This window comes from Citrobacter arsenatis, from assembly GCF_004353845.1.
Taxonomy (GTDB): Bacteria; Pseudomonadota; Gammaproteobacteria; order Enterobacterales; family Enterobacteriaceae; genus Citrobacter; species Citrobacter arsenatis.
The window spans coordinates 3034924-3058058 of sequence record NZ_CP037864.1 but is presented as its reverse complement, the minus strand read 5'-3'; the positions used below and the strand labels follow the sequence as shown (position 1 = coordinate 3058058).

General features: G+C 50.8%; 26 protein-coding genes. 15 read left to right on the top strand and 11 right to left on the bottom strand.

From position 1 onward, the window contains the following. Positions 1–8: 8 nt before the first annotated feature. Together E1B03_RS15905 and E1B03_RS15900 are read right to left on the bottom strand one after the other, a co-directional pair. Positions 9–665 carry a carbon-nitrogen hydrolase family protein gene (locus tag E1B03_RS15905; protein ID WP_103771178.1) on the bottom strand — a complete coding sequence of 219 codons (657 nt, stop codon included), beginning with the start codon at positions 663–665 and terminating at the stop codon, positions 9–11. 106 nt (positions 666–771) lie between these two features. Continuing rightward, positions 772–1002, bottom strand: a complete 231-nt coding sequence (locus tag E1B03_RS15900) for a DNA polymerase III subunit theta (RefSeq protein WP_103771177.1) — start codon at positions 1000–1002, stop codon at positions 772–774. A gap of 143 nt (positions 1003–1145) precedes the next feature. On the opposite strand from E1B03_RS15900, the gene yobA reads away from it, so the two are divergent. From yobA to pphA, 4 genes are all read left to right on the top strand, one after another. Beyond that, positions 1146–1520 carry a CopC domain-containing protein YobA gene (yobA, locus tag E1B03_RS15895; protein WP_103771176.1) on the top strand — a complete coding sequence of 125 codons (375 nt, stop codon included), beginning with the start codon at positions 1146–1148 and terminating at the stop codon, positions 1518–1520. 3 nt (positions 1521–1523) lie between these two features. Continuing rightward, positions 1524–2396 (top strand): copper homeostasis membrane protein CopD, encoded by an 873-nt coding sequence (gene copD / locus E1B03_RS15890; protein WP_103771175.1) that lies wholly within the window; start codon positions 1524–1526, stop codon positions 2394–2396. A 20-nt stretch (positions 2397–2416) separates the two neighbouring features. Then, complete coding sequence (locus E1B03_RS15885; protein ID WP_003833793.1) at positions 2417–2755, top strand: YebY family protein; 339 nt, start codon at positions 2417–2419, stop codon at positions 2753–2755. A 412-nt stretch (positions 2756–3167) separates the two neighbouring features. Further along, positions 3168–3809: a protein-serine/threonine phosphatase gene (gene pphA / locus E1B03_RS15875; protein ID WP_133086555.1), complete on the top strand. Its 642-nt coding sequence runs from the start codon at positions 3168–3170 to the stop codon at positions 3807–3809. Here the strand turns inward: pphA and E1B03_RS15870 are convergent, their stop codons facing one another. The 5 genes from E1B03_RS15870 to yebS all read right to left on the bottom strand — a co-directional run bounded on the left by E1B03_RS15870 (position 3810) and on the right by yebS (position 9830). Continuing rightward, positions 3810–4001, bottom strand: a complete 192-nt coding sequence (locus E1B03_RS15870) for a YdfD/YebW family protein (RefSeq protein ID WP_103771172.1) — start codon at positions 3999–4001, stop codon at positions 3810–3812. It lies immediately after the preceding gene. Positions 4002–4103: 102 nt separating this feature from the next. Next, the gene (locus E1B03_RS15865; RefSeq protein ID WP_165955356.1) at positions 4104–4340 is read right to left on the bottom strand and encodes a YebV family protein; all 237 of its coding nucleotides are present in this window, start codon (positions 4338–4340) and stop codon (positions 4104–4106) included. A gap of 100 nt (positions 4341–4440) precedes the next feature. Continuing rightward, positions 4441–5829, bottom strand: coding sequence for a 16S rRNA (cytosine(1407)-C(5))-methyltransferase RsmF (gene rsmF, locus E1B03_RS15860; protein WP_207949468.1), 1389 nt, complete (start codon positions 5827–5829; stop codon positions 4441–4443). A 115-nt stretch (positions 5830–5944) separates the two neighbouring features. Then, positions 5945–8578 (bottom strand): PqiB family protein, encoded by a 2634-nt coding sequence (locus E1B03_RS15855; RefSeq protein ID WP_133086554.1) that lies wholly within the window; start codon positions 8576–8578, stop codon positions 5945–5947. Beyond that, positions 8547–9830: a membrane integrity lipid transport subunit YebS gene (gene yebS, locus E1B03_RS15850; RefSeq protein ID WP_103771168.1), complete on the bottom strand. Its 1284-nt coding sequence runs from the start codon at positions 9828–9830 to the stop codon at positions 8547–8549. Before yebS ends, E1B03_RS15855 begins: the two co-directional genes overlap by 32 nt. Positions 9831–9958: 128 nt before the next feature. Between yebS and E1B03_RS15845 the strand changes: the two genes are divergently transcribed. From E1B03_RS15845 to htpX, 4 genes are all read left to right on the top strand, one after another. After that, positions 9959–10456, top strand: coding sequence for a GAF domain-containing protein (locus E1B03_RS15845; RefSeq protein WP_103771167.1), 498 nt, complete (start codon positions 9959–9961; stop codon positions 10454–10456). A 96-nt stretch (positions 10457–10552) separates the two neighbouring features. Next, positions 10553–11239 carry an RNA chaperone ProQ gene (proQ, locus tag E1B03_RS15840; RefSeq protein WP_003833781.1) on the top strand — a complete coding sequence of 229 codons (687 nt, stop codon included), beginning with the start codon at positions 10553–10555 and terminating at the stop codon, positions 11237–11239. Positions 11240–11258: 19 nt separating this feature from the next. Then, positions 11259–13307 carry a carboxy terminal-processing peptidase gene (gene prc / locus E1B03_RS15835; RefSeq protein WP_103771166.1) on the top strand — a complete coding sequence of 683 codons (2049 nt, stop codon included), beginning with the start codon at positions 11259–11261 and terminating at the stop codon, positions 13305–13307. A gap of 192 nt (positions 13308–13499) precedes the next feature. Continuing rightward, the gene (htpX, locus tag E1B03_RS15830; protein ID WP_003034964.1) at positions 13500–14381 is read left to right on the top strand and encodes a protease HtpX; all 882 of its coding nucleotides are present in this window, start codon (positions 13500–13502) and stop codon (positions 14379–14381) included. A 45-nt stretch (positions 14382–14426) separates the two neighbouring features. Here htpX and E1B03_RS15825 read toward each other — a convergent pair whose 3' ends face one another. After that, entirely contained in the window at positions 14427–15800 is a 1374-nt protein-coding gene (locus E1B03_RS15825) for an MFS transporter (RefSeq protein ID WP_133086553.1), read from the bottom strand. A 174-nt stretch (positions 15801–15974) separates the two neighbouring features. On the opposite strand from E1B03_RS15825, the gene kdgR reads away from it, so the two are divergent. Continuing rightward, positions 15975–16766 carry a DNA-binding transcriptional regulator KdgR gene (gene kdgR / locus E1B03_RS15820; protein ID WP_003833778.1) on the top strand — a complete coding sequence of 264 codons (792 nt, stop codon included), beginning with the start codon at positions 15975–15977 and terminating at the stop codon, positions 16764–16766. A 111-nt stretch (positions 16767–16877) separates the two neighbouring features. Here kdgR and E1B03_RS15815 read toward each other — a convergent pair whose 3' ends face one another. Further along, positions 16878–17117: a YobH family protein gene (locus tag E1B03_RS15815; RefSeq protein WP_003034975.1), complete on the bottom strand. Its 240-nt coding sequence runs from the start codon at positions 17115–17117 to the stop codon at positions 16878–16880. 164 nt (positions 17118–17281) lie between these two features. Here E1B03_RS15815 and mgrB point away from each other — a divergent pair, with 164 nt between their 5' ends. From mgrB to rlmA, 6 genes are all read left to right on the top strand, one after another. Next, entirely contained in the window at positions 17282–17425 is a 144-nt protein-coding gene (mgrB, locus tag E1B03_RS15810) for a PhoP/PhoQ regulatory lipoprotein MgrB (RefSeq protein ID WP_003034977.1), read from the top strand. A 74-nt stretch (positions 17426–17499) separates the two neighbouring features. Next, complete coding sequence (locus E1B03_RS15805; RefSeq protein ID WP_133086552.1) at positions 17500–17784, top strand: YebO family protein; 285 nt, start codon at positions 17500–17502, stop codon at positions 17782–17784. A gap of 636 nt (positions 17785–18420) precedes the next feature. Next, positions 18421–18564: a DUF2627 domain-containing protein gene (locus E1B03_RS15800; RefSeq protein WP_006684179.1), complete on the top strand. Its 144-nt coding sequence runs from the start codon at positions 18421–18423 to the stop codon at positions 18562–18564. A gap of 12 nt (positions 18565–18576) precedes the next feature. Next, the gene (gene cspE, locus E1B03_RS15795) at positions 18577–18786 is read left to right on the top strand and encodes a transcription antiterminator/RNA stability regulator CspE (protein ID WP_001062678.1); all 210 of its coding nucleotides are present in this window, start codon (positions 18577–18579) and stop codon (positions 18784–18786) included. 219 nt (positions 18787–19005) lie between these two features. After that, positions 19006–20751 carry a peptidoglycan glycosyltransferase FtsI gene (gene ftsI, locus E1B03_RS15790; RefSeq protein WP_103771162.1) on the top strand — a complete coding sequence of 582 codons (1746 nt, stop codon included), beginning with the start codon at positions 19006–19008 and terminating at the stop codon, positions 20749–20751. A 63-nt stretch (positions 20752–20814) separates the two neighbouring features. Beyond that, complete coding sequence (rlmA, locus tag E1B03_RS15785; RefSeq protein WP_103771161.1) at positions 20815–21624, top strand: 23S rRNA (guanine(745)-N(1))-methyltransferase; 810 nt, start codon at positions 20815–20817, stop codon at positions 21622–21624. On the opposite strand, the gene mntP is transcribed toward rlmA, so the two are convergent. Further along, entirely contained in the window at positions 21621–22187 is a 567-nt protein-coding gene (mntP, locus tag E1B03_RS15780; RefSeq protein WP_020996621.1) for a manganese efflux pump MntP, read from the bottom strand. The genes rlmA and mntP overlap by 4 nt on opposite strands. A 432-nt stretch (positions 22188–22619) precedes the next feature. Further along, on the bottom strand, positions 22620–23078 hold the full coding sequence (locus E1B03_RS15775; protein WP_103771159.1) for a DUF986 family protein: 459 nt from the start codon (positions 23076–23078) through the stop codon (positions 22620–22622). Between the last annotated feature and the right edge of the window lie 57 nt (positions 23079–23135).

The window sequence follows — 23135 nt, the reverse complement described above, 5'->3', positions numbered from 1 at the left end:
CAAAACGACTAGCGTAATGGAATGATATCACCTTGCCAACCCCGTGGCGTGCGTTGACCGGTTAAGAGTAAGGAACCGCTGTCTGCGCGAACAATTAATCGACCCCGCTCATCCCATAACGCGCTGCTGCCACGCGCATTAGCCATTAATACCGCAATGGCAAACTTATGCGAGAAACTCTGTAAGCGAGATGTGGAGGAGAGCAGTTCGGGTTCACTGACGGACTGACAACTGGTGAACAGGGAATAAGCCGGATCGATATCGATACCTTCCGGTTGGCTATCCACAACGCTAATGGCATTTCGCTGTCTGGCGATACAGGCCCCGTGACTCTGATGAAAGGTTAAGGGCGAGGTCATCCAGGGAGAGAAAAGGGCAATGCCTTTTACGAACCGATTGTTATGCTCTACCGGCAACCCTGCAATAATCGTCATACGATAAGTCGCGGCGGCGTGTGCGAGAGGTTCTAACAACGCTTCATCGGGTGGGGCTGGGAGCGCGTCATTCTCATCGACACAACCTAACAAAGAGAGGGAAGGGAAAACCAGCAATTCACATTGGCATTGAGCTGCTGCCTGAATGAATTGCAGGTGATGCGCGACATGTTCGGTAACTGAGGTGTGAAGAGGTTCGTACTGTGCTGCTGCGATTTTCCAGTGTGACATAATGATTTCCTTTTCATAGTGTCTACAACCATCCTTAAAGTATAGATTAAGAATATACTTATACTGTAGCAGGCATCATGTAAGGAATCGTAACGTAATATAAGTTTTATTTAACTTTAGGCTCGTAGGGTAAACGTGAAAGGGAAACGGATGCCAGACGGTGCGCGATAAGTCTTTCGCGAAACCAGTTGCGTAAATGTTCGGGCTGTTCACGTTCGACGACTTCGGCAACAACCGGCATGTTGTATCGCTCCTTAAATGCGACACCCGCCGCGGCCAGGTCAACATTGACCTTATCCATTTCCGCCTGCTCAAGTTTGGCCAGATTAATATTCATGGGCTTCTCCTTTTCTCTGTCTTTCGGCGCGCAAAGTTACTAAGAGTGTGCATTAATGGCAAGACCGAAATGATGATTCTCGACTCGATCATTGTAGAAGGTTATTCTCTACAGATTAGACATAACAAAAAGGAATAGTTGAAATGGCTTCATCTGCATCTATGCTTCGCAACGCTCTCATCGTACTCGCCAGCGTTCTGGCAACTCCCGCAGCCCTGGCTCATGCTCACCTGACAAAACAAAGTCCGGCGGCGAATGCCGAAGTTGCGGCATCTCCCCAGGCGTTGACGCTGAATTTCTCTGAAGGCGTAGAGCCGGGATTCAGTGGCGCAACGCTGACCGGTCCAAAAAAAGAACAGATCAAAACGGGCAAGGCATCGCGCAGTGAGCAGGACAAAACGCAACTGATCATTCCACTTGCTCAGACGCTTGAAGCCGGAAAATATACGGTCGACTGGCACGTCGTCTCTGTAGATGGCCACAAGACGAAGGGGCAATATACCTTTAGCGTGAAATAACCGATGCTGGCATTTACCTGGGTTGCACTACGGTTTATCCATTTTACCACGTTGATGCTGGTGTTTGGCTGTGCGCTCTACGGTGCATGGTTGGCTCCCGTTTCGGTTCGTCGTTTAATGATGCGTCGTTTTTTGCGTCTGCAACGACATGCCGCAACGTGGAGCTTTATCAGTGCGACGCTGATGCTGGCGATCCAGGGTGGCCTGATGGGCTCAGGCTGGCGGGATGTTGTCTCTACTGAGGTTTGGGGTGCAGTGCTACAAACGCAGTTTGGCGGCGTCTGGTTATGGCAGATTATCCTCGCGCTGGTCACGCTGGTGGTGGTGATTATCGTGCCGCGCAACATGCCGCGACGGCTGTTAATGCTGACGATTGCACAGTTTATTTTGCTGGCTGGCGTCGGACATGCGACGCTACACAGCGGTATTACGGGTGCAATCCAGCAGGTCAACCACGCCTTGCATCTGATATGTGCTGCCGCCTGGTTTGGCGGCTTGCTGCCTGTACTTTACTGTATGCGAATGGCGCAGGGTCGCTGGCGGGAACAGGCTATCAATACCATGATGCGTTTCTCCCGTTACGGACATCTTTTCGTGATTGGTGTATTAATTACGGGCATTATGAATGCGCTGTTTATTGTCGGTTTTTCCGTTCCCTGGCACATGGCTTACGGGCAACTGCTTTTGTTAAAAGGTGCTCTGGTGATGCTAATGGTGGCGATTGCACTGGCGAATCGGTATGTTCTGGTACCACGCATGCGGCAGGATAACCGCAGTATGACTCTCTATTTTATTTGGATGACTAAGCTGGAATGGGGAATAGGAGCCGTTGTGCTGGCGATTGTCAGCCTGTTTGCAACCCTTGAACCTTTCTGATTGATGGACTGGCGAAACGCATGAAAAAAATCATTATCTCGTTATTACTACTGGCAAGCTCCGGGGCCGCGCTGGCTGCGCCACAGGTCATTACCGTCAGCCGTTTTGAGGTTGGCAAAGATAAGTGGGCGTTTAATCGGGAAGAGGTGATGCTGACCTGTCGTCCGGGTAACGCGCTGTATGTCATCAATCCCAGTACGCTGGTGCAATACCCGCTGAATGATGTCGCCAGACAGCAGGTGGAGAGCGGGAAAACCACGGCGAAGCCGATCGAGATTATCCAGATTGATGATCCGGCGAAACCGGGTGAAAAAATGAGTCTGGCGCCGTTTGTGGAGCGTGCAGAAAAGCTCTGCTAGTTGTCAGATGTAGTGCTCTGATTTCCAATAAAAAACCGCAAGGATCTCGCAGGAGAGCTTGCGGTTTTTAAGTTTCGGGGCGTGACAATCGTCCTTTTTTTCCGGCCACTTTAGTCGCGGACTGGAAAACCTGGCGCTGTCATCTATTCTTAAATGGCAGGGTAACTTAGCCTGCATTAATGCCAACTTTTAGCGCACGGCTCTCTCCCAAGAGCCATTTCCCTGGACCGAATACAGGAATCGTATTCGGTCTCTTTTTATGTGGTGAATGCGATGCCATCCAGGGCAAAACACTGCGTATCGCATGCTGCATTCTCTTTAAACCATACCATACTCCGCCCCACGATCGTCCAGGCTTTTTTGCCGCCATTGCTAAAATTATAACCAGGTTCAATTGTACTCTGGAGGCCACATGGGGCGACCTGACAATATCTATCAACGAATTGAAGGTACGCGCTGGCGTCACGTCTGGGTGGTTGGGGATATCCACGGTTGCTTCTCATTATTGATGGCTAAATTGCGCCACTGTCATTTTGATCCGTGGCAGGACCTGCTGGTTTCAGTGGGAGATGTTATCGATCGCGGGCCTGACAGTTTGCGCTGCCTGAAATTACTGCGTAAAAGCTGGATTGTCGCGGTCAGAGGGAATCATGAACAAATGGGGTTGGATGCGCTGGCAATGGGGGAGCAATCGCTGTGGTTTATGAATGGCGGTTCGTGGTTTGCACAGGCGGAGCAGCCAGCGGCAAAATTCGCTCTTGAAGAATGTCAGCAATTACCCTGGATTCTGGAGCTGCGTTGCAGCAATGGCATTCATGTCATTGCCCACGCAGATTACCCTGATGATGATTATCAGTGGCAAAAAGATATCGATTTACAGCGAGTGCTGTGGGATCGCTCAAGGCTAATGAATAAAGGCAGCGGCATTCGCGGCGCGGATCACTTTTGGTTTGGCCACACGCCATTGCGCCAACGGTTGGATCACGAGAATCTGCACTATATTGATACCGGAGCGGTGTTTGGAGGCGAGTTAACGCTGGTGCAACTGCAGTAATCAAAAATCGCTGTACTCCTGGGCCGGACGCCAGAAGCTGTCGATATAGTCATCCGCGGGTAAACATCCGCCGTTGCGAATACGCTGATCGTCCATCGATATCAGGCACTGCTGCTCAGTTTTGTAGACATCGACCACGATATCTTCACAACCGCCATCCAGGTAGCACACAAAAAGAACCAGCGTGAACATTCCATCCTCAAAGGGTAAAGCCATACCTGTAGTGTAGAAGATGTTGATAGATGAGGGAAATTAACCAGGAAATAACCCGTCTGGCGACGGGTTCTTTTTGAATCAGGCAAGGCGCATGATCCAGGCATCTGACTTACGATCGTAGTGTTGACGAAATAGAACCGAGTGTTCCCCATTAAGAAGGGCCGGGACGCTGGTGTCGGCATCCCAGGCGTCCAGTTGCATACATAAATCCGGGTCGGATTTACACGGAATGGTTAACGTTCGGTCCCCCGGCGATTCGCCATGTAACTCGGCGTCGTCGATTTCAAAAGCGCCAATGCGCACACTGGTTTTCATCATCGTGCTCTCCGTTGATTTGCTGATTGTGGTACGACCAGTTAGGTCGTCCATTTTTCAGCGTAGTCAACGTTAGCAAAAGTGCCAGTAAAAACGTGCGTTATCCTGTAAAGAGTTTGCCATCCCGGACAAGATCGCGTGGATAGCTATTCTTTAATCGCGAACCAATACGTTTTGCCAGGCCGATCGGCTGGTGCTGGAACGTAACCAGCACGTCGTCGGTGGCTGGCGCAGTGTGCGGGTAAACATCTCGACCGCGGTACCACTCTTCGGCTTCGGTAAGGGTCAGTTCGAACGCATGGCTGTGATTTGGATTGGCGAGAGCGATTACGGCTTCATGCTGCCAGCGGTACCCTTTATTGTGTGTTTCAGCCAGTTTGACCCCAAGTCGGGAAAAGCGGACTTTGCCGATCAGGGGTTCTATCTCGCCTGGAAACAGCCAAATTTCTTTATCACGCTGCCACAGGCGCAGAGTGTCTGCCCACTGCAAGCCATTAGCGTTAGCGGCCTGCGTCACAAGCACAGATTCACGTCCTTTAAGCGGACTGAACGGGAAGTTACCGACTTTATATTTCGGCGCAGGGAGTGCAGGGATTGCGGCAGTTTTGCGCAACCGCGCAACGAAAAAACCTTCGCAATCGTAGATCTGCGGGAACACATGCAGGAATCCTTCCGGCGTCAGGGCACGTTCGGCCTCCGGGAATAGATCGCCGAGTGGTAAAAACTCGACGGCATCCGGGTAGGTCTCAATCAACCACTGCATGACGTTTTCATTTTCATCACGGTTAAGCGTACAGGTTGAATAGACCAACGTGCCGCCAGGACGCAGGGCATGGAAGGCGCTGTCGAGCAGCTCACGCTGGGTTGCTGCAATTTCCAGATTACTTTCTGGCGACCAGTTTTTTAGCGCATCGGGGTCTTTACGCACCACGCCTTCACCGGAACACGGGGCGTCCAGCAAAATGGCATCGAAAGCTTCTGGCAATGCTGCGCCAAATACCCGGCCGTCAAAGTGGGTTAGCGCGACATTGGCTATCCCGCACCGGCTGATATTGGCATGCAGGACTTTGACCCGACTGGCGGAAAACTCATTTGCCAGAATCGCACCCTGATTATTCATTTTTGCGGCAATTTGCGTGGTTTTGGAGCCGGGGGCTGCCGCGACATCCATCACGCGTTCCGGGGTATTGCCTTCGGCAAACAGCGCGGCGACCGGCAGCATGGAACTGGCTTCCTGAATATAAAACAGACCGCTCAAATGCTCAGCGGTGCTGCCGAGCGGGACTGACTCTTCATCATCACGTTCGATCCAGAAACCTTCAGCACACCAGGGAACCGGAGTCAGTGACCAGTTGTAAGGCGCTGTCAGAGTGAGGAAGTCGGCAACGGAGATTTTCAGCGTATTAACGCGGATACTACGGCGCAGCGGACGCTGACAGGCAGCGAGAAAATCATCGAATGAGAGCGTGGAAGGCATTGCTTCACGCATTTGAGTCAGAAAGGCGTCGGGAAAATAAGCCACTTGATACCACCGGCAAAAAAACAGGTGCGCAGTGTAGCATAACTGCTCCGGCGTACGTACTCGCGCCGGAGCAGTGGATACATTAACGTGGCAGGGCGGTGCCCCATTCACGCCACTCTTTTGGTTCGCTTTCGAGCAGCAGGAAGTGTTTACCTGCCTGCGCTTTCGGGGCCAGTGGCGTACCCGGCGGCGTAGCGAAGGCGATACCGCCGCGAATGAACTGGTTAAAGGTGCCGGTCTTCACGACACCGCCGGTCAAACCGAAGTCGAGATTGTATCCGGATGCCAGCCAGAACACGGAGTTGTTGCGCACCAGATGCTGATAGCGTTGGCTAATGCGCATGGCAACCATCACACGGTCAGAAAGCGAACCCAGCGTCAGCCCGGTGACGGTCCCCACTTCAATGCCTCTGAACAGGACCGGGGTACCGATATTCAGCGAACCGGCTTCCGGCGCTTCCACCACAATGCTCAGACCATCGAGGTAACGAGAATCGGTAATAGTCGCTTCCTGCAGTTCAAAATCACGGCGTGGGTTGCCGCGTCCAGGTTCAACGTTAATATACGGCTGTAAGATCGTGTCCAGATGCTCTACGCCTGCCGCCGAAATTTGCGGTGTGATCACCGAGAAACGGGTGCCGCTTCGGGCAAAGGTCTGCACGTATTCCGGATACAGAACCGCTTTTGCCTGAACTTCGTTGCGGGCGGTGATTAGCTCAAGCGTCTGGATCTGGCCGATATCAATTCCCAGGTAGCGAATTGGCATACCGGCAGCGAGTTTACCGGCATCGAACGCGTGCAGGGTTATTTGGCCGCCCACCGCACGCGCGGCGGTTTCGGAAGCATACAGAATCCGCTTGTCGCCCTTGCGTTGACTGGCGCTTGCTCCGCTTAAGTTATCGAAGCTAATCGCCCCTTTGAGCGCCCGCGAAAGGGGAGATGCCTGTACGGTCAAACCGCTACCGTTAAGCTGCACTTTTGCCCCACCTTCGGCCCAGAACACGCTGTTGCTGGTCAACAAATTGCGATATTCCGGTTTGATATGCAGATCGATATCAAACGCATCGGCACGAGGACGAACGCTAATCACTTCACCGACCTCGAATTTGCGGTACAGCACCACCGAGCCGGCCTGCACATCCGGCAGCGTTTCAGCGCTCAGGCTGACCGTAGTGGTTGGCAGATCGCTCAGGCTGTTTTCAATCGCTTTTTCCAGGTTGGCGTACAGCGGGTAGCTTTTTTTCATTTCCCCTTTAGTGCCAGGTAAAATACGAATGCCGCCGCTTATCCACTCACTGGCGCTGGCACCGAGGAACTCCACGCCATCCAGTCCGACTTTGATATCGACCCGACTGTTAACCACGAATTTACTGTCACCCTGCACCAGATCGCGATGCTGCGGTTCGATGGCAACAGTGAATGAGACACCTTTGCTTGAGAGCGTCCGCTCAATCACCTGACCGACCTGCACGCCGTGGAGAATCAACGGCTGGCCGGCATCAATACCGTAACTCTCCGGTGCAGTCAGCGTAAACGTCATGACGCCTGGGTCATGTAACAGAGATTGCTCAGCGGGGATCACGGCAAACTGATTACGCGGCTCGCCTTCACCGGGGACCAATTCGAAGGTTTTACCCGTCAGCAGTGAACTGAGATTCGCATCGCTTAACGATAATTTAGGGCTATGTAATTCAATACGTGTGTTGTCGCGCAGCAGCGTAACGACGCTGGGATCAACCGTCATTTCGCCGGTGACTTTACCACCGGGATTTAAATCCAGTTTGGTCAGTTGACCGACTTCTAATCCTTGATACATCAGCGACGTTGAGCCTGCTTTGAGTCCGTCTCCGCTGGGTAAATCAAGCTTGACGATCACCCCGCGTTGGCTGTGTGCGAGATCCTGATATAGACCAAACGTGTCGTCTGCCGCAGCCGGTTTTGAGTCTTCGGGTGAATCAAAAGCAATGGCACCGTTGACCAGCGCCGCCAGGCTTTCCAGCTTGATCTTCGCACCGCTAAGGCTGACATCCGCATTCACACCGGAGACGTTCCAGAAGCGACTGCCTTTTTTCACCAGATTGGTAAAACGACGTTCGATCAGCACGTCGATGGTCACACCCTGATGATTTGGGTTGATGGTGTAGTCATACACCCGACCTACCGGAATCTTACGGAAATAAACCAGCGAACCGCTATTGAGCGAACCGAGATCAGGGGCCCGCAGATGCAGCATTAAATCGCCATTATCCAGACGATACTTGGGCTGAGTGTCGAGGGCGACGAAATGATCTTCTTCCTCACCGGTTCCGGGCATCATGCCGATATAGTTGCCGCCAACCAATGCATCCAGACCAGAAACCCCGGCCAGTGACGCTTTTGGCGTGACCAGCCAGAACTGGGTTTCTTTGCGCAGAGCATCTTTCATGCTCGATTTGATACTGACGCGGACTTCAATTTTGCGCAGATCTTTGCTGAGGTTGATATCCTGCACCGTGCCCACTTCAACGCCCTGATAACGAACAGGAGTACGGCCCGGCACAATGCCGTCCGCAGACATAAAGTCAATGGTTACGGTATTGCCGCGATCTTCATAGCTTCCCCAGATAAGCCAACCTGCAATCATCAGTGCGATGAACGGCAGTAGCCAGAACGGAGAGATACGGCGTTTTGTTTTAATCTGCGCTTCAGTCTGCGAAGCGGGCGTTTCCTGACTCATGTGCATCCCAAAGTAAGCGGCTGTCCAGCCATTCCACTGCAAGAATAGTCAATATTACCGCTGCGCCGAAATAAAACGCAGCCGGTCCCATAGTAAAAGCAAGTATCTGATCGCGATTAATCAGCGACATGGTTAAAGCGATAACAAAGAGATCCAGCATCGACCAGCGACCAATCCAGGTCACTATGCGCAGCAGTTTGATGCGGGTACGCAATCCTTGCTCACATTTAAATTGGATGCTGATGAGTAACGTAAACATCACAATCACTTTGGTGAATGGCACCAGAATACTGGCGATAAAAACGATCGCTGCCACGCCGATGTTACTGTTCGCCAGAGACATTATGCCTGACAGGATCGTGTCTTCCTGCCGGCCGCCGTTGACATAAATTACCGAGATAGGCAGCAGGTTAGCAGGCAAAAGCAGGACCACCGAGGCCAGCAGAGCCGCCCAACACTTTTGGATACTTTGATTCCTGCGCCAGCGCAACGGGATATGGCAACGAGGACAGCGTCCCCGGGCGTCCGGATAACCAGTAAAGTGGCAGCCAAGGCAGACGCGGAGCTTTTCATCGGGCCGACGGGCCGGTCTTTGCGGGTAAAAACGGTCCCAAAGCTGCTCTACATTGAGGTGTGACAGCGTCAAAATGCTGAGGATTACCAGCGCAATAAAAGCAAACAGTCCCACACCAGGTTGCAAAAAAGCATAGTCCTGAACTTTGATCGATGCGACGCCAATGCCAACCAGATAGATATCAAGCATCACCCACTCTTTGAGTCTTTCCAGCATGAGTAACACCGGGCGCAGGTTCATCCCAAGAATATTGCCAAACCAAAGATAAGCGATTGATGTCACGAGAATGATTGGCGCGCCAGCAACGCAAAATAGCACGAATGATGCGGTAAGAGGATCGCCCTGGCGGGTCATTTGCCAGATGCCTTGCAGCACATTTGCGTCAATGCGCACACCTAATAAAAAGATGTGCAACAGCGGCTCTCCCCAGGCAAAGGGCATCAGCAGCAGCATGGTGAAAGCCATTGCCGCCAGTCGTGTTAATGACCAGTCGCGCCCGTCACGAATTTTTGCCTGACAGCGTGGGCAGAAGGCACTTTGATGTGAACGCATTTTAGGCAAGCTAAAGATCAGGTCACATTCAGGGCAGCGATGGTAATGGGCACGGGGAAGTGCATCACCAATGGACCTGATGGCTATTTTTTTACTCGGCGTGATGCGTGGTGTCGTTAAGGCCATGTATCGCGAATCAAATTGTTGAAGTAATGTTATCTTAACTCATGACGGGAATGATCTTGAGCATTTACGCATTTAATGTTTATTTTAGTAGGCTGCAGTTTTAAGTAAGACAACTAAGTGATTACATAATGAACAAAATAGAGCTATACACGGATCTGAACCGTGATTTTCAGGCATTAATGGCAGGTGAGACCAGTTTTCTGGCAACGCTGGCGAATACCAGCGCATTGTTGTACGAGCGTCTTGCAGAAGTAAACTGGGCCGGTTTTTATCTGCTCGAAAACGATACGCTGGTGCTAGGCCCCTTTCAGGGCAAAATCGCCTGCGTGCGAATCCCGGTAGGGCGCGGTGTGTGCGGTACCGCGGTTGCGCAGAACCAGGTACAGCGCATTGAAGACGTTCATGCTTTTGACGGGCATATCGCATGTGATGCCGCCAGCAATGCTGAAATCGTCCTACCAATCACCGTCGAAAATCAGATAATCGGCGTGCTGGATATCGATAGTACGGCGTTTGGCCGCTTTACTGAGGAAGATGAGCAGGGGCTGCGAACGCTGGTGGCACAGCTTGAAACCGTGCTTGCAACGACGGATTACAAAAAATTCTTTGCGCACGTCGCAGGATAATCAACGGATAACGTAGCAATTACTGATGACGTCATTATAATGTCGCCTGTTCATGCCTGCGCTTGTTGGCTACGTCCGTTGTAATCAGGAAATTTCATGGAAAATCAACCTAAGTTGAATAGCAGTAAAGAAGTCATCGCGTTTCTGGCCGAACGCTTCCCGCAGTGTTTTAGTGCGGAAGGCGAAGCGCGCCCACTGAAAATTGGTATTTTTCAGGATCTGGTAGAGCGTGTTGAGGGCGAAATGAACCTCAGCAAGACACAGCTCCGCTCTGCCTTACGTCTCTATACTTCAAGCTGGCGCTATCTGTATGGCGTTAAATTGGGCGCTACGCGTGTCGATCTTGACGGCAACCCTTGTGGTGAGCTGGATGAGCAGCACGTTGAACATGCGCGCAAACAGCTGGAAGAAGCTAAAGCCCGCGTTCAGGCGCAACGTGCAGAGCAACAGGCGAAAAAACGCGAAGCGGCCGCTGCTGCCGGTGAAAAAGAAGACGCACCGCGTCGTGAGCGTAAGCCGCGTCCTGCTCCGCGTCGTAAGGAAGGCGCAGAGCGTAAACCTCGCGCTGAAAAACCAGCAGCAAAAGCACCGCGTGCTCCTCGTGAAGAACAGCATACCCCAGTCTCTGATATTTCAGTACTGACGGTAGGGCAGTCTCTGAAGGTGAAAGCAGGTAATAATGCGATGGATGCCACCGTATTAGAAATCACCAAAGATGGCGTCCGTGTACAGCTGAATTCGGGTATGTCTTTGATTGTACGCGCAGAACACCTGGTGTTCTGAAACGGAGGCCAGGCCTGGCATGAACACTTTTTTTAGGCTTACTGCGTTAGCTGGTCTGCTTGCATTAGCAGGCCAGGCACTTGCTGTAGAAGACATCACGCGTGCCGATCAAATCCCCGTATTAAAGGAAGAAACCCAGCATGCGACGGTAAGCGAACGTGTGACCTCGCGTTTTACGCGTTCACACTATCGCCAGTTCGATCTGGATCAGGCGTTTTCGGCAAAAATTTTTGACCGCTATTTGAATCTGCTCGACTACAGCCACAATGTGCTGTTAGCGAGCGATATCGAACAGTATGCAAAAAAGAAAACAGTCCTCGGCGATGAACTGCGCAGCGGCAAGCTGGATGTCTTTTACGATCTCTATAATCTGGCGCAGAAACGCCGATTTGAACGTTATCAGTACGCATTAAGCGTGCTGGCACGTCCAATGGATTTCACCGGGACCGACACCTTTAACCTCGACCGGAGCAAAGCTCCGTGGCCGAAAAGCGAAGCAGAGCTTAACGCGCTGTGGGATGGCAAGGTTAAATTTGACGAACTCAGTCTAAAGCTGACCGGTAAAACCGATGCGGAAATTCGTGAAACCCTGACGCGTCGTTACAAGTTTGCAATCCGCCGTTTGGCACAGACCAACAGCGAAGATGTGTTCTCGTTGGCGATGACCGCTTTCGCCCGTGAAATCGACCCGCATACTAACTACCTTTCTCCACGCAATACCGAACAGTTCAATACTGAAATGAGCCTGTCTCTGGAAGGAATTGGTGCGGTTTTGCAAATGGACGATGACTACACCGTCATTAACTCTATGGTAGCGGGTGGCCCGGCAGCCAAGAGCAAAGCGATAAGCGTTGGCGACCGTATTGTTGGCGTAGGCCAGACAGGAAAAGGTATGGTCGACGTGATTGGCTGGCGTCTGGATGACGTTGTGGCGCTAATCAAAGGACCTAAGGGCAGCAAAGTTCGCCTCGAAATCCTGCCTGCCGGTAAAGGCACCAAAACGCGCATTGTGACGTTAACCCGTGAACGCATTCGTCTCGAAGATCGCGCCGTTAAAATGTCCGTGAAAACCGTTGGCAAAGAAAAAGTTGGTGTACTGGATATCCCAGGCTTCTATGTTGGGCTGACGGATGATGTCAAAGTTCAGTTGCAGAAGCTGGAAAAACAGAACGTCAGCAGTGTCATCATCGATCTGCGCACCAACGGCGGTGGAGCACTGACCGAAGCCGTTTCGCTTTCAGGTCTGTTCATTCCTTCCGGTCCCGTGGTTCAGGTTCGTGACAATAACGGTAAAGTGCGTGAAGACAGCGATACCGACGGCGTTGTGTATTACAAAGGCCCGCTGGTAGTGCTGGTCGACCGCTTCAGTGCTTCGGCATCAGAGATTTTTGCCGCGGCAATGCAGGATTATGGTCGTGCGCTGATCGTTGGTGAACCAACCTTCGGGAAAGGCACCGTGCAGCAGTATCGCTCACTGAACCGTATTTACGATCAGATGCTGCGTCCGGAATGGCCGGCGCTGGGTTCTGTTCAGTATACGATCCAGAAATTCTACCGTGTAAACGGCGGGAGTACGCAGCGTAAAGGTGTTACGCCGGACATCATCATGCCGACAGGCAATGAAGAAACTGAAACCGGTGAGAAGTTCGAAGACAACGCGCTGCCGTGGGATAGCATTGATGCTGCGACTTACACCAAATCAGATAACCTGACACCGTTTGGGCCTGAGTTGCTGAAAGAGCACAATGCGCGTATTGCCAACGATCCTGAGTTCCAGTACATCATGAAGGACATTGCGCGTTTTAACGCGATGAAGGATAAGCGCAACATTGCTTCTCTTAATTATGCTCAGCGTGAGAAAGAGAATAATGAAGACGACGCAATGCGCCTGGCGCGTATCAACGATCGGTTTAAGCGTGAAGGCAAGCCACTGTTGAAGAAACTGGACGATCTGCCGAAGGATTACCAGGAGCCGGATCCATACCTGGATGAAACGGTAAAAATCGCGCTCGACCTGGCGCATCTTGAAAAAGAAAAGCCAGCGGAACAGCCCGCAACCAGTCAATAACCTCAAACAGGCACAAGAAATTGTGCCTGTTTTTTTAACAAGCGCATGAAGACGTCAGTCTGATACGATAAAATGTAAAGTTGTGTCTTTCTGGTGACTTAGCACCTATGGATGCTTGAAAATAGCCATAAGACCCATACGATATGGGTAATCGCATAGTGCGTTTTGTTAAATTGAGGTTAAAAGAAGATTATGATGCGAATCGCGCTCTTCCTGCTGACGAACCTGGCTGTGATGGTCGTTTTCGGGCTGGTATTGAGCCTGACAGGGATTCAGTCAAGCAGCGTTCAAGGCTTGTTGATCATGGCACTGCTGTTTGGTTTTGGTGGTTCCTTCATTTCGCTGCTGATGTCCAAATGGATGGCGTTAAAGTCCGTTGGCGGGGAAGTGATCGAACAGCCTCGCAATGAAAGAGAACGCTGGCTGATGAATACAGTCGCGAATCAGGCCCGCCAGGCCGGGATCGCTATGCCGCAGGTTGCAATCTACCATGCGCCAGATATTAACGCGTTTGCTACCGGTGCGCGCCGGGATGCCTCGCTGGTGGCCGTGAGTACAGGTCTGTTGCAGAACATGAGCCCGGATGAAGCCGAAGCCGTTATCGCGCATGAGATCAGCCACATTGCTAATGGCGATATGGTTACCATGACGCTCATTCAGGGTGTTGTGAACACCTTCGTTATCTTTATCTCACGAATTCTTGCGCAAATTGCCGCTGGCTTTATGGGCGGAAACCGCGATGAAGGTGAGGGGAGTAACGGCAACCCGTTGATCTACTTTGCGGTGGCGACGGTACTGGAGTTGGTATTTGGTATTCTGGCGAGCATTATCACCATGTGGTTCTCACGTCATCGTGAATTCCATGCGGATGCAGGTTCAGCAAAACTGGTGGGGCGTGAGAAAATGATTGCCGCGCTACAGCGTTTGAAAACCAGCTATGAGCCGCAGGAAGCGACCAGCATGATGGCGTTCTGCATCAACGGTAAATCCAAATCGTTGAGTGAGCTGTTTATGACTCACCCGCCGTTGGATAAACGTATTGAAGCGCTGCGCAGCGGTGAGTACCTGAAATAATTGGTAGCAGACGAACTAAAGAGCGCGTCGACAGACGCGCTTTTTTTATGCCTGAGCTCGCGGTTGCGTAATACGTAAGCCGCTCACGACAGCTGCCAGCGAGGCCAGAATACCAGCGGTTATCAGCGAGATGTGCGTTCCGTTGTCGCCAAACTGGTTGAGCATCAGCGCGACCAGAGCGGCCCCGGTACTCTGACCCAGCAGGCGTGCCGTCCCCAACATGCCGCTCGCCCCACCGCTGCGCTCACGCGGCGCGGAGGTGATAATGGTGTGGTTATTCGGTGACTGGAACAAGCCGAAGCCCGCGCCGCACAAAATCATCGGCCAGATGATATTAAAATCGGAGGGCGAAGCGGGCAGCAGCACCAGCGAAAACAACCCGCTTGCCATCACCGCCATGCCCAGCGCGCCCAACAGTCCAGCATGAACGCGTTCAATCAGATATCCTGCCAGCGGTGCCATCACCATGGTGGCCAGCGGCCATGGCGTCAGCAGCAGCCCCGTTTCGACCTCGCTGCGCCCAAGTACCGTTTGCATAAAGAAGGGCAGGGAAACCAATGCCAGCATTTGTGCGCTGAAGGAACATATCGAGGTACAGATTGAGAGTGAAAACAGTGGAATGCGTAGCAGGTCGACCGGCAATAACGGAACCGGTAGCGCGAGCTGGCGGCGGATAAAGAAAAAACCTATCACGATAAGAGCCACAAGCTCAGCACCAATCAGTTTTAGTGACTGTCCTTGTGCGAACCCGCTGAGTGCGGTAATCAACAAACCAAACGTTAAGGCATTCATCACTGCACTTGGCAGGTCAAAGCGCGGTTTATTGCTACGAGATGAATTCGGTGGCAGAAAGCGTATGGCCAGCAGCAGGGCGATTATTCCCAACGGGACGTTAATCAGAAATAACCATTTCCATGAGGCAATAGAGAGAATCGCCGCCGCAATGGTCGGACCCGCTGCCGAAGAGACCGCTACGATAAAGGAGTTGATCCCCATTCCTCGTCCAAGCTGGCGCTGGGGGTAAATGAGTCGGATCAATGCCGTATTCACACTCATTAGCGCTGCACCGCCAAAACCCTGGGCGACGCGCGCCAACGTCAACATATGCAACGAATCCGACAAAGCGCAGAATAGTGATGCCAGCAAAAAAACGACCAGACCACACTTATAAATGCGCCGGTAAGCGAACATATCACCTAAAAAAGAGAGCGACAGCAGCGAAACGACGATCGCGATTTGATAGGCGTTCACGATCCAGATTGAGCTGGCCGGTGAGGCCTGAAGATCGGTGGCAATAGTGGGTAGGGCTACGTTCGCTATTGCACCGTCGAGTACAGCCATAGAAATGCCAATAACAATGGTTAAAATTGCGCCATATCGCTGGGGCAATGGCAGACCATCGGTCTGAGTTTTTTCCATAGGAAGTCAATATTGTCGGAATTTATGATGAGAATAATAATTTTAGCATTGATATTCAGGCGTTAGGTCGCAGATTTGTAACTAAGTAAGCAAAGAGCGATTGCGAGGGGGGATACGTGAAATTATAATAAAAACCGGTTCTGATTTTTATAAAACACTCGAAAGGGGTGATAAATGGCAATCGCAGATCTGGATAAGCAACCCGATTCTGTATCTTCCGTGCTGAAAGTTTTTGGCATCCTGCAGGCGCTGGGTGAAGAGCGCGAAATTGGTATTACCGAGTTGTCGCAACGCGTCATGATGTCGAAAAGCACCGTTTATCGCTTTTTGCAGACCATGAAAACGCTGGGTTATGTGGCTCAAGAAGGGGAGTCTGAGAAATACTCGCTGACCCTGAAATTATTTGAGCTGGGCGCGCGCGCGTTGCAAAACGTCGATCTTATCCGTAGTGCTGATATCCAGATGCGCGAACTTTCTCGTCTGACTAAAGAAACAGTACACCTCGGTGCGCTGGATGAAGACAGTATTGTCTACATTCACAAAATCGACTCCATGTACAATCTGCGCATGTATTCCCGCGTAGGTCGTCGTAATCCGCTGTACAGTACGGCTATCGGTAAAGTTCTGCTGGCATGGCGCGATCGCGATGAAGTGAAGCAGATTCTGGATGGCATTGAGTACAAACGTAGTACCGATCGTACCATTACGAATACTGATGAATTGCTGGTATTGCTGGATAAAGTGCGTGAGCAGGGCTACGGCGAAGATAACGAAGAACAGGAAGAAGGCCTGCGCTGCATCGGCGTACCGGTGTTTGACCGTTTCGGCGTGGTGATTGCGGGTCTGAGTATTTCATTCCCAACGCTGCGTTTCTCAGAAGAGCGTTTACACGAGTATGTGGCGATGTTGCATACGGCGGCGCGCAAAATTTCAGAACAAATGGGCTACAACGACTATCCGTTCTGATCTAACGTAATCCCGAATACTAAAAACCCAGGTACTTTGTACCTGGGTTTTTTTGTGAACAGTCATAACATTACAGGGCGTAAATAACGTATCGGATGTATTGCTGCGATATTAACCGTTATCGATTATGACCGTGCTTTTCCTCAGTAGGGGACAATCCGACAGGCCAATGATACCGCTATTGGTGTGGACGTATTGTGCGGTGCTGGTTCCGCGGGCGGTCAAATATTGACATTGTAGGCCCAGCCCTGCTGCATTCTCCTTACTTCCAATCAAAATTCCATAGCCGCTCAGTAATAAACCAATCCAAACCAGAGCTAACAACACAATAGCGCGGATAATCAGACGCATTACAACCTCTTATCTTTTCTCGTTATTATTAGATTAGCCTGTACACGGGATGAAACAAGTCAATCATTCCTAAAAAGATTGAATGCCGATACAGTTAACGCTGGGTTTAGGTAACGCATGATAATTTATAGACATAAGATGTAGGGTTGACGAGTGGAGCTGGAGTGAAAAAAATTCGCTGGGTAGTGCTGATTGTTGTTGTACTGGTATGCATTCTGATGTGGGCGCAAGTGTTCAACATCATGTGCGATCAGGACGTACAATTTTTCAGCGGTATTTGTGCCATCAATAAATTTATTCCCTGGTAAGCGCATTTTTGCCACAGTTGATTACCTTCTTGTGCGGCAGTGGTAAACTACGCTGTCTACATTGAGGTGGTGAAATGAACGAAGTTTTGAATTCAGGCGCGTTGAGTTTTGCGTCTTTAGCGGTATCGGTGGTGGTTCTGATTGTCGGGCTTGTTTTGTGGTTTTTCATCAATCGGGCTAGTTCGCGTACTAATGAGCAGATTGAGCTGCTTGAGGCATTGTTAGATCAGCAAAAAAGACAGAACGCGTTGCTCCGTCGCCTTTGTGAAGCTAACGAACCTGAGAAAGCTGCAGAGCCAGCTGCACAACCAGCTAAGGATGACGATGATGACATCATCCGCCTGGTAGCTGAACGGTAAAAATGGTATGGCAGGGTGAGGCGCTGTTAATGCTGTTCTCAGATGTCTCATCCTGTCGTTAGCGTGTCAGATTATTTTCTTCTGTCCCTGCCGTGCAATTAGCGGTCAGGCTGACATGTCATCTCAGTATTTTCAGATGCTTCGACCAATTAATATCTGAACCCCAGCCTGATATAAATATAATTCCCCATACGTTAAAAATATGAATATGTCATTTTTGTGATAACGATCGTTTTATTAACAGCGAAACGTTTCTCTTACTTTTTTTGTGCCTTGTCATCATTCTTTCATTATTTTGGTGCAAAACCAGAAGGCGGATCTCATTTTTACGTTTGTGACATTTTATGCATTACTAAGCATAAAAAGTGATATATGGCTGAACCCATAGCAGATAACCTGGAACAACCGAAGCTATTGAGCTATGGTAGAAATGTCCCGGCTATGGTGCAAGCCAGACGGGGAAAGGTGGGAGGGGACGTATATTAACTCTACTCGGCCTGGCGCATAACTGTGCAGTTGCTGTTTGATGACCGACGGGATTTGTGCGACCGATCGAGACACGTTTAAAAATGGCTTGCCATTATTAACGTTGTATGTGATAACACGTTTTGGGTTAAACGAGGTACAGTTCTGTTTATGTGTGGCATTTTCAGTAAAGAAGTCCTGAGTAAACACGTTGACGTTGAATACCGCTTCTCTGCCGAACCTTATATTAGTGCCTCAAGCAGTAATGTCTCAGTTTTATCTATGTTATGCCCGCGGGCGAAGAAAATACTCTAAGGAATTTTGCAAATGGCAAAGATTAAAGGTCAAGTTAAGTGGTTCAACGAGTCTAAAGGTTTTGGTTTCATTACTCCGGCTGATGGCAGCAAAGACGTGTTCGTACACTTCTCCGCTATCCAGGGTAACGGCTTCAAAACTCTGGCTGAAGGCCAGAACGTTGAGTTCGAAATTCAGGACGGCCAGAAAGGTCCGGCTGCTGTTAACGTAACAGCTATCTGATCGACACCACTGATTTGAAGCGCTTTTGCGCACCCATCTCAGATATAAAGCCTCGCTTAAGCGGGGCTTTTTAATTCAACTTACGTCAAAATATTTCTGTTTGCCCATCCATTAGCGCTTTGTTGCAAAGGCGTGAGGTTCGTAGCATAGTTTTCCCCGCTTTCTTGCAGCATTTTTCGTTAAATCAGACACCTGAAAAACTATCTTGCTGGAGATCGGGTGAAAAAGAAAAACGACGGCGATGCGCGCAATTTTACTCCCGTACGTTTTGCCCTGCTTTGTGTGGCTATATTATTAAGTCTGGGATTGCTGCTGGGGCGGGTTGCCTGGCTGCAAATAGTCACGCCGAAGAGTCTGGTAAAACAGGAGGACATGCGTTCGTTACGCGAGGTGTCCATTGCCTCTCCGCGCGGAATGATTACCGACAGAGAAGGGCGACCGCTGGCGGTAAGCGTTCCTGTTAACGCCGTTTGGGCCGATCCGAAGACGATTGTTAGCAAGGGTGGGGTTGGTTACAACGAACGTTGGCAAGCGTTAGCGAAGGCCCTACATATTTCGCTCAGTTCGCTGGCGGAACGTGTTAACAGTAATCCAGCCGGACGCTTTATCTATCTGGCACGTCAGATCTCACCCCAGCAGGCCGAATGGGTTGATAACCTTAACTTACCGGGGATTAACCTGCGTGAAGAGTCGCGTCGATTCTATCCTGCCGGACATGTTGCGGCTAATTTGATTGGCTTTACCAACATTGACGGTCAGGGCATTGAAGGCCTGGAAAAAAGTTTTAATAGCCAATTGATGGGTAAGCCCGGATCCCGCCTGGTACGGAAAGACAAATTTGGTCATGTCATTGAAAACATCACCGAAATGATGCCAGTGCCAGCGCACGAATTACAGCTCAGCATTGATGAGCGTTTGCAGACCGTTACCGAAGACGCGCTTGATAATGCCGTAACATGGAATAAAGCGGAATCCGGGGCCGCGGTGCTGGTCAATATTGCCACCGGCGAAATACTCTCCATGGCAAGCTTTCCCGACTTTAACCCCAATAACCGTGATGGCGCAGTACTGGATGATTTTCGTAACCGTGCAATTAGCGACACCTTTGAACCTGGCTCAACCGTTAAACCGCTGGTGATCATGACCGCTCTGCAACAAGGAATTGTGCAGCCGGACAGCGTGATTGACACTCATCCTTTTAACGTTGATGGACATCGCATCCGCGACGTCGGATTTTACCCGGAGCTATCGTTGACCGGCATTTTGCAGAAATCGAGCGATACCGGCGTGTCGCACCTTTCACTGGCGATGCCGATACAGAAACTCCTCGATACCTATAAAAGATTTGGCTTTGGCGATCCTACCGGATTGGGGTTAACCGGGGAAAGTAGCGGTTTAATGCCCCAGCGCCGCTACTGGAGCGATCTGGACCGGGCAACCTTCGCATTTGGCTATGGATTAATGGTGACGCCGCTCCAGCTGGCGCATGTGTATGCCACCATCGGCAGTTTTGGTATTTATCGCCCCCTTTCTATTACACGTATCGATCCGCCGGTAATAGGTACGCGAGTGATGCCAGAGGCGCTGGTTCACCAGGTTGAACATATGATGGAAAGCGTCGCGCTACCCGGCGGCGGCGGAACCAAGGCCGCGGTCAGAGATTATCGCGTAGCAGTTAAGACCGGAACGGCAAAGAAAATTGGCGATGACGGTAAGTATGTCGATAAATACGTGGCCTATACGGCGGGCGTTGCGCCAGCGAGTGACCCAAAATTCGCGTTGGTCGTGGTGATTAATAACCCGCAAAACGGTGCTTATTATGGGGGGGCGGTCTCTGCGCCGGTATTTAGCCAGATAATGGGCGATGTCCTGCGCCTGGAAAACGTAAAACCGGATGGCATGCCTGCAGACTCCGATCATCTGCTGGTGATGCACGACAGCAACGTATCCTCGCCCTCATTGTAAGTTATTTTCCCAGGGCGCAATTCGCGTTACACTTGCGCCCTTAAGTCACCTGCCGGAGTTGTCATGTCGTTTTCCTGTCCTCTTTGCCACCAGCCTCTTACTCAAGCGAAAAACAGTTTTGTCTGCCCCGAGCGGCACCAGTTTGACGTGGCGAAAGAAGGGTATGTCAACTTACTGCCGGTTCAGCACAAGCGATCGCGCGATCCGGGTGATAGTGCTGAAATGATGCAGGCGCGTCGCGCATTTCTGGATGCCGGACACTATCAGCCGCTGCGCGATGCCATTGTGAATGTGCTCAAAGATAGGCCGGGTTCAGAAGATGCGGCGATCCTGGATATTGGCTGTGGGGAAGGGTATTACACTCACGCGTTTGCCGATGCGTTGATGGGTTGTACAACCTTTGGTCTTGATGTCTCTAAGGTCGCGATTAAAGCCGCGGCCCGACGCTATCCCCAGGTGACCTTTTGCGTTGCCTCCAGCCATCGTCTGCCGTTTGCTGATGCGTCAATGGATGCCATCATCAGGATCTACGCGCCCTGCAAAGCGCAAGAGCTGGCTCGCGTGGTAAAACCGGGGGGATGGGTAATTACCGCCACGCCGGGGCCGCGTCATTTAATGGAGTTGAAAGGGCTGATTTATGATGAGGTGCGTTTGCATGCGCCGCACACTGAGCAACTGGACGGTTTTGTGCTGCAACAGAGTATTGCGCTGGGGTATCAGATGCAGCTCAAGGGCAGCGAGGCTGTTGCACTATTGCAGATGACGCCGTTCGCCTGGCGGGCAAAGGCGGAAGTGTGGGAAACATTAGCAGGAAAAACGGAGTTTGACTGCCAGACTGACTTTAGTATTCATGTCTGGCAGCGCCTGAATTAACCGTGGAAGTGTGCCCAGAGGATCTGGGCGCCGATACCAATCAGTACCACCCCGCCTAAAATTTCAGCCCGCTTGCCCAGCATCGGGCCGATGAAACGACCGATCATCATGCCAAGCGTGGACATAATCAACGTGGCGCAGCCGATGGCCAACGCAGTGGCGATAATGTTGACCTGCAGGAAAGCCAGACCCACCCCGACGGCCATCGCGTCGAGACTGGTGGCGATGGCCGTGGTAACCAGCAGCCAGAAACCGTGGCGGCGCTGCGGCTCTTCATCTTCATCACCGTTGTCGCGAAAGCCTTCGATTATCATTCGTCCGCCCAAAAAAATCAGCAAGATGAAGGCGATCCAGTGGTTCCACTCCAGCACGAATTTGCTGGCCAGCATCCCCATACCCCAGCCAATAAGCGGCGTAAGTGTTTCAACAGCGCCGAATATCAGACCGGTGCGCAGTGCTTCCGAAAATTTGGGTTTATGCAGGGTAGCGCCTTTGCCAATTGATGCAGCGAAAGCATCCATCGACATGCCGAAAGCGAGAAGAACGGTAGCGGTGAGATTCATAACAGCGTCCTGACCGGGGTATCCATTAAACACATCACTGCCCCCAGTAGCCATGCAGATAAGCTGGAATCACTGTAAATACAGTGCCATTCAGATATGCAATGCAGTTGATGTGCCTATGGTCTCGCCTGACAGAACCTGTAGGTTCAGTCCGTACGCGCCACGTTTTTCAACGAGTATGTTGACACGTACATTTCCGGAGTCTGGAAATCGGCTACTCCCCAACGACGGGCGCAACCTTAACATATTTTGAGAATATAAAACAAGAAACGCAGAAATAATATTTGACTTCTAATTGAAAACGATTTTCATTTAGATTTATTTATAAATAAAACGTTAAAATAAATAACATTATGGACAGCGGAATATAGCCTTGGCTATGTTTGTTTTTGAGCTGATATATAAAAACATAGTTCAGGCTATATTCTTAACTTATTGATTTGAGATTAAAAGCTTATATATTCTCTCGAGATCGTCTATATTTCGTACGCGAACCAGCAATCTCCGATGTTCTAATTGCATCACCAGTACACCGTCTTCAGATAAATTCATCTCTTTAATGCGGTTATATTCAATCCAGACGTTGGCGAAGAAAAAACCTTTTTGCTTGAAGATGATTTTTGGCGTACGGATCCAAAACAGATACAACCCCATCAATACCAGTGCACATAATAACCATGTAGTAAATTGCGCACCGTGGCTGGTCACGTTGTTGTAGATAAGAATAGCTACCAAGCCAAGGAAGATAACGCTGTCGACTTTGCTGCGAGGGAGCAGGGCGACAGTCAGCAGAGTAGGGCCATTACGGCGGGGCATGATGAACTGATCGTAAATGGCGTACGCCAGCAGCGAAAAGATAAAAAGAACCAGCACCAGATCCGTGATAGTCATGAATCCTCAACCCTCTAAATAGAAAAACCGGGGGCAAGCCCCCGGTGATGTACAACA

Bases quoted from the DNA above. Each gene is read 5' to 3' on its own strand.
- E1B03_RS15900 (WP_103771177.1), bottom strand. From the start codon at position 1,002: ATGAATATTAATCTGGCCAAACTTGAGCAGGCGGAAATGGATAAGGTC.
- htpX (WP_003034964.1), top strand. From the start codon at position 13,500: ATGATGCGAATCGCGCTCTTCCTGCTGACGAACCTGGCTGTGATGGTC.
- yobA (WP_103771176.1), top strand. From the start codon at position 1,146: ATGGCTTCATCTGCATCTATGCTTCGCAACGCTCTCATCGTACTCGCC.
- prc (WP_103771166.1), top strand. From the start codon at position 11,259: ATGAACACTTTTTTTAGGCTTACTGCGTTAGCTGGTCTGCTTGCATTA.
- E1B03_RS15885 (WP_003833793.1), top strand. From the start codon at position 2,417: ATGAAAAAAATCATTATCTCGTTATTACTACTGGCAAGCTCCGGGGCC.
- E1B03_RS15775 (WP_103771159.1), bottom strand. From the start codon at position 23,078: ATGACTATCACGGATCTGGTGCTGGTTCTTTTTATCTTTTCGCTGCTG.
- rsmF (WP_207949468.1), bottom strand. From the start codon at position 5,829: ATGCGTGAAGCAATGCCTTCCACGCTCTCATTCGATGATTTTCTCGCT.
- yebS (WP_103771168.1), bottom strand. From the start codon at position 9,830: ATGGCCTTAACGACACCACGCATCACGCCGAGTAAAAAAATAGCCATC.
- E1B03_RS15800 (WP_006684179.1), top strand. From the start codon at position 18,421: ATGTGTGGCATTTTCAGTAAAGAAGTCCTGAGTAAACACGTTGACGTT.
- E1B03_RS15855 (WP_133086554.1), bottom strand. From the start codon at position 8,578: ATGAGTCAGGAAACGCCCGCTTCGCAGACTGAAGCGCAGATTAAAACA.
- E1B03_RS15865 (WP_165955356.1), bottom strand. From the start codon at position 4,340: ATGAAAACCAGTGTGCGCATTGGCGCTTTTGAAATCGACGACGCCGAG.
- cspE (WP_001062678.1), top strand. From the start codon at position 18,577: ATGGCAAAGATTAAAGGTCAAGTTAAGTGGTTCAACGAGTCTAAAGGT.
- E1B03_RS15905 (WP_103771178.1), bottom strand. From the start codon at position 665: ATGTCACACTGGAAAATCGCAGCAGCACAGTACGAACCTCTTCACACC.
- E1B03_RS15815 (WP_003034975.1), bottom strand. From the start codon at position 17,117: ATGCGTCTGATTATCCGCGCTATTGTGTTGTTAGCTCTGGTTTGGATT.
- pphA (WP_133086555.1), top strand. From the start codon at position 3,168: ATGGGGCGACCTGACAATATCTATCAACGAATTGAAGGTACGCGCTGG.
- E1B03_RS15805 (WP_133086552.1), top strand. From the start codon at position 17,500: ATGAACGAAGTTTTGAATTCAGGCGCGTTGAGTTTTGCGTCTTTAGCG.
- kdgR (WP_003833778.1), top strand. From the start codon at position 15,975: ATGGCAATCGCAGATCTGGATAAGCAACCCGATTCTGTATCTTCCGTG.
- E1B03_RS15825 (WP_133086553.1), bottom strand. From the start codon at position 15,800: ATGGAAAAAACTCAGACCGATGGTCTGCCATTGCCCCAGCGATATGGC.
- rlmA (WP_103771161.1), top strand. From the start codon at position 20,815: ATGTCGTTTTCCTGTCCTCTTTGCCACCAGCCTCTTACTCAAGCGAAA.
- E1B03_RS15845 (WP_103771167.1), top strand. From the start codon at position 9,959: ATGAACAAAATAGAGCTATACACGGATCTGAACCGTGATTTTCAGGCA.
- copD (WP_103771175.1), top strand. From the start codon at position 1,524: ATGCTGGCATTTACCTGGGTTGCACTACGGTTTATCCATTTTACCACG.
- proQ (WP_003833781.1), top strand. From the start codon at position 10,553: ATGGAAAATCAACCTAAGTTGAATAGCAGTAAAGAAGTCATCGCGTTT.
- E1B03_RS15870 (WP_103771172.1), bottom strand. From the start codon at position 4,001: ATGTTCACGCTGGTTCTTTTTGTGTGCTACCTGGATGGCGGTTGTGAA.
- mntP (WP_020996621.1), bottom strand. From the start codon at position 22,187: ATGAATCTCACCGCTACCGTTCTTCTCGCTTTCGGCATGTCGATGGAT.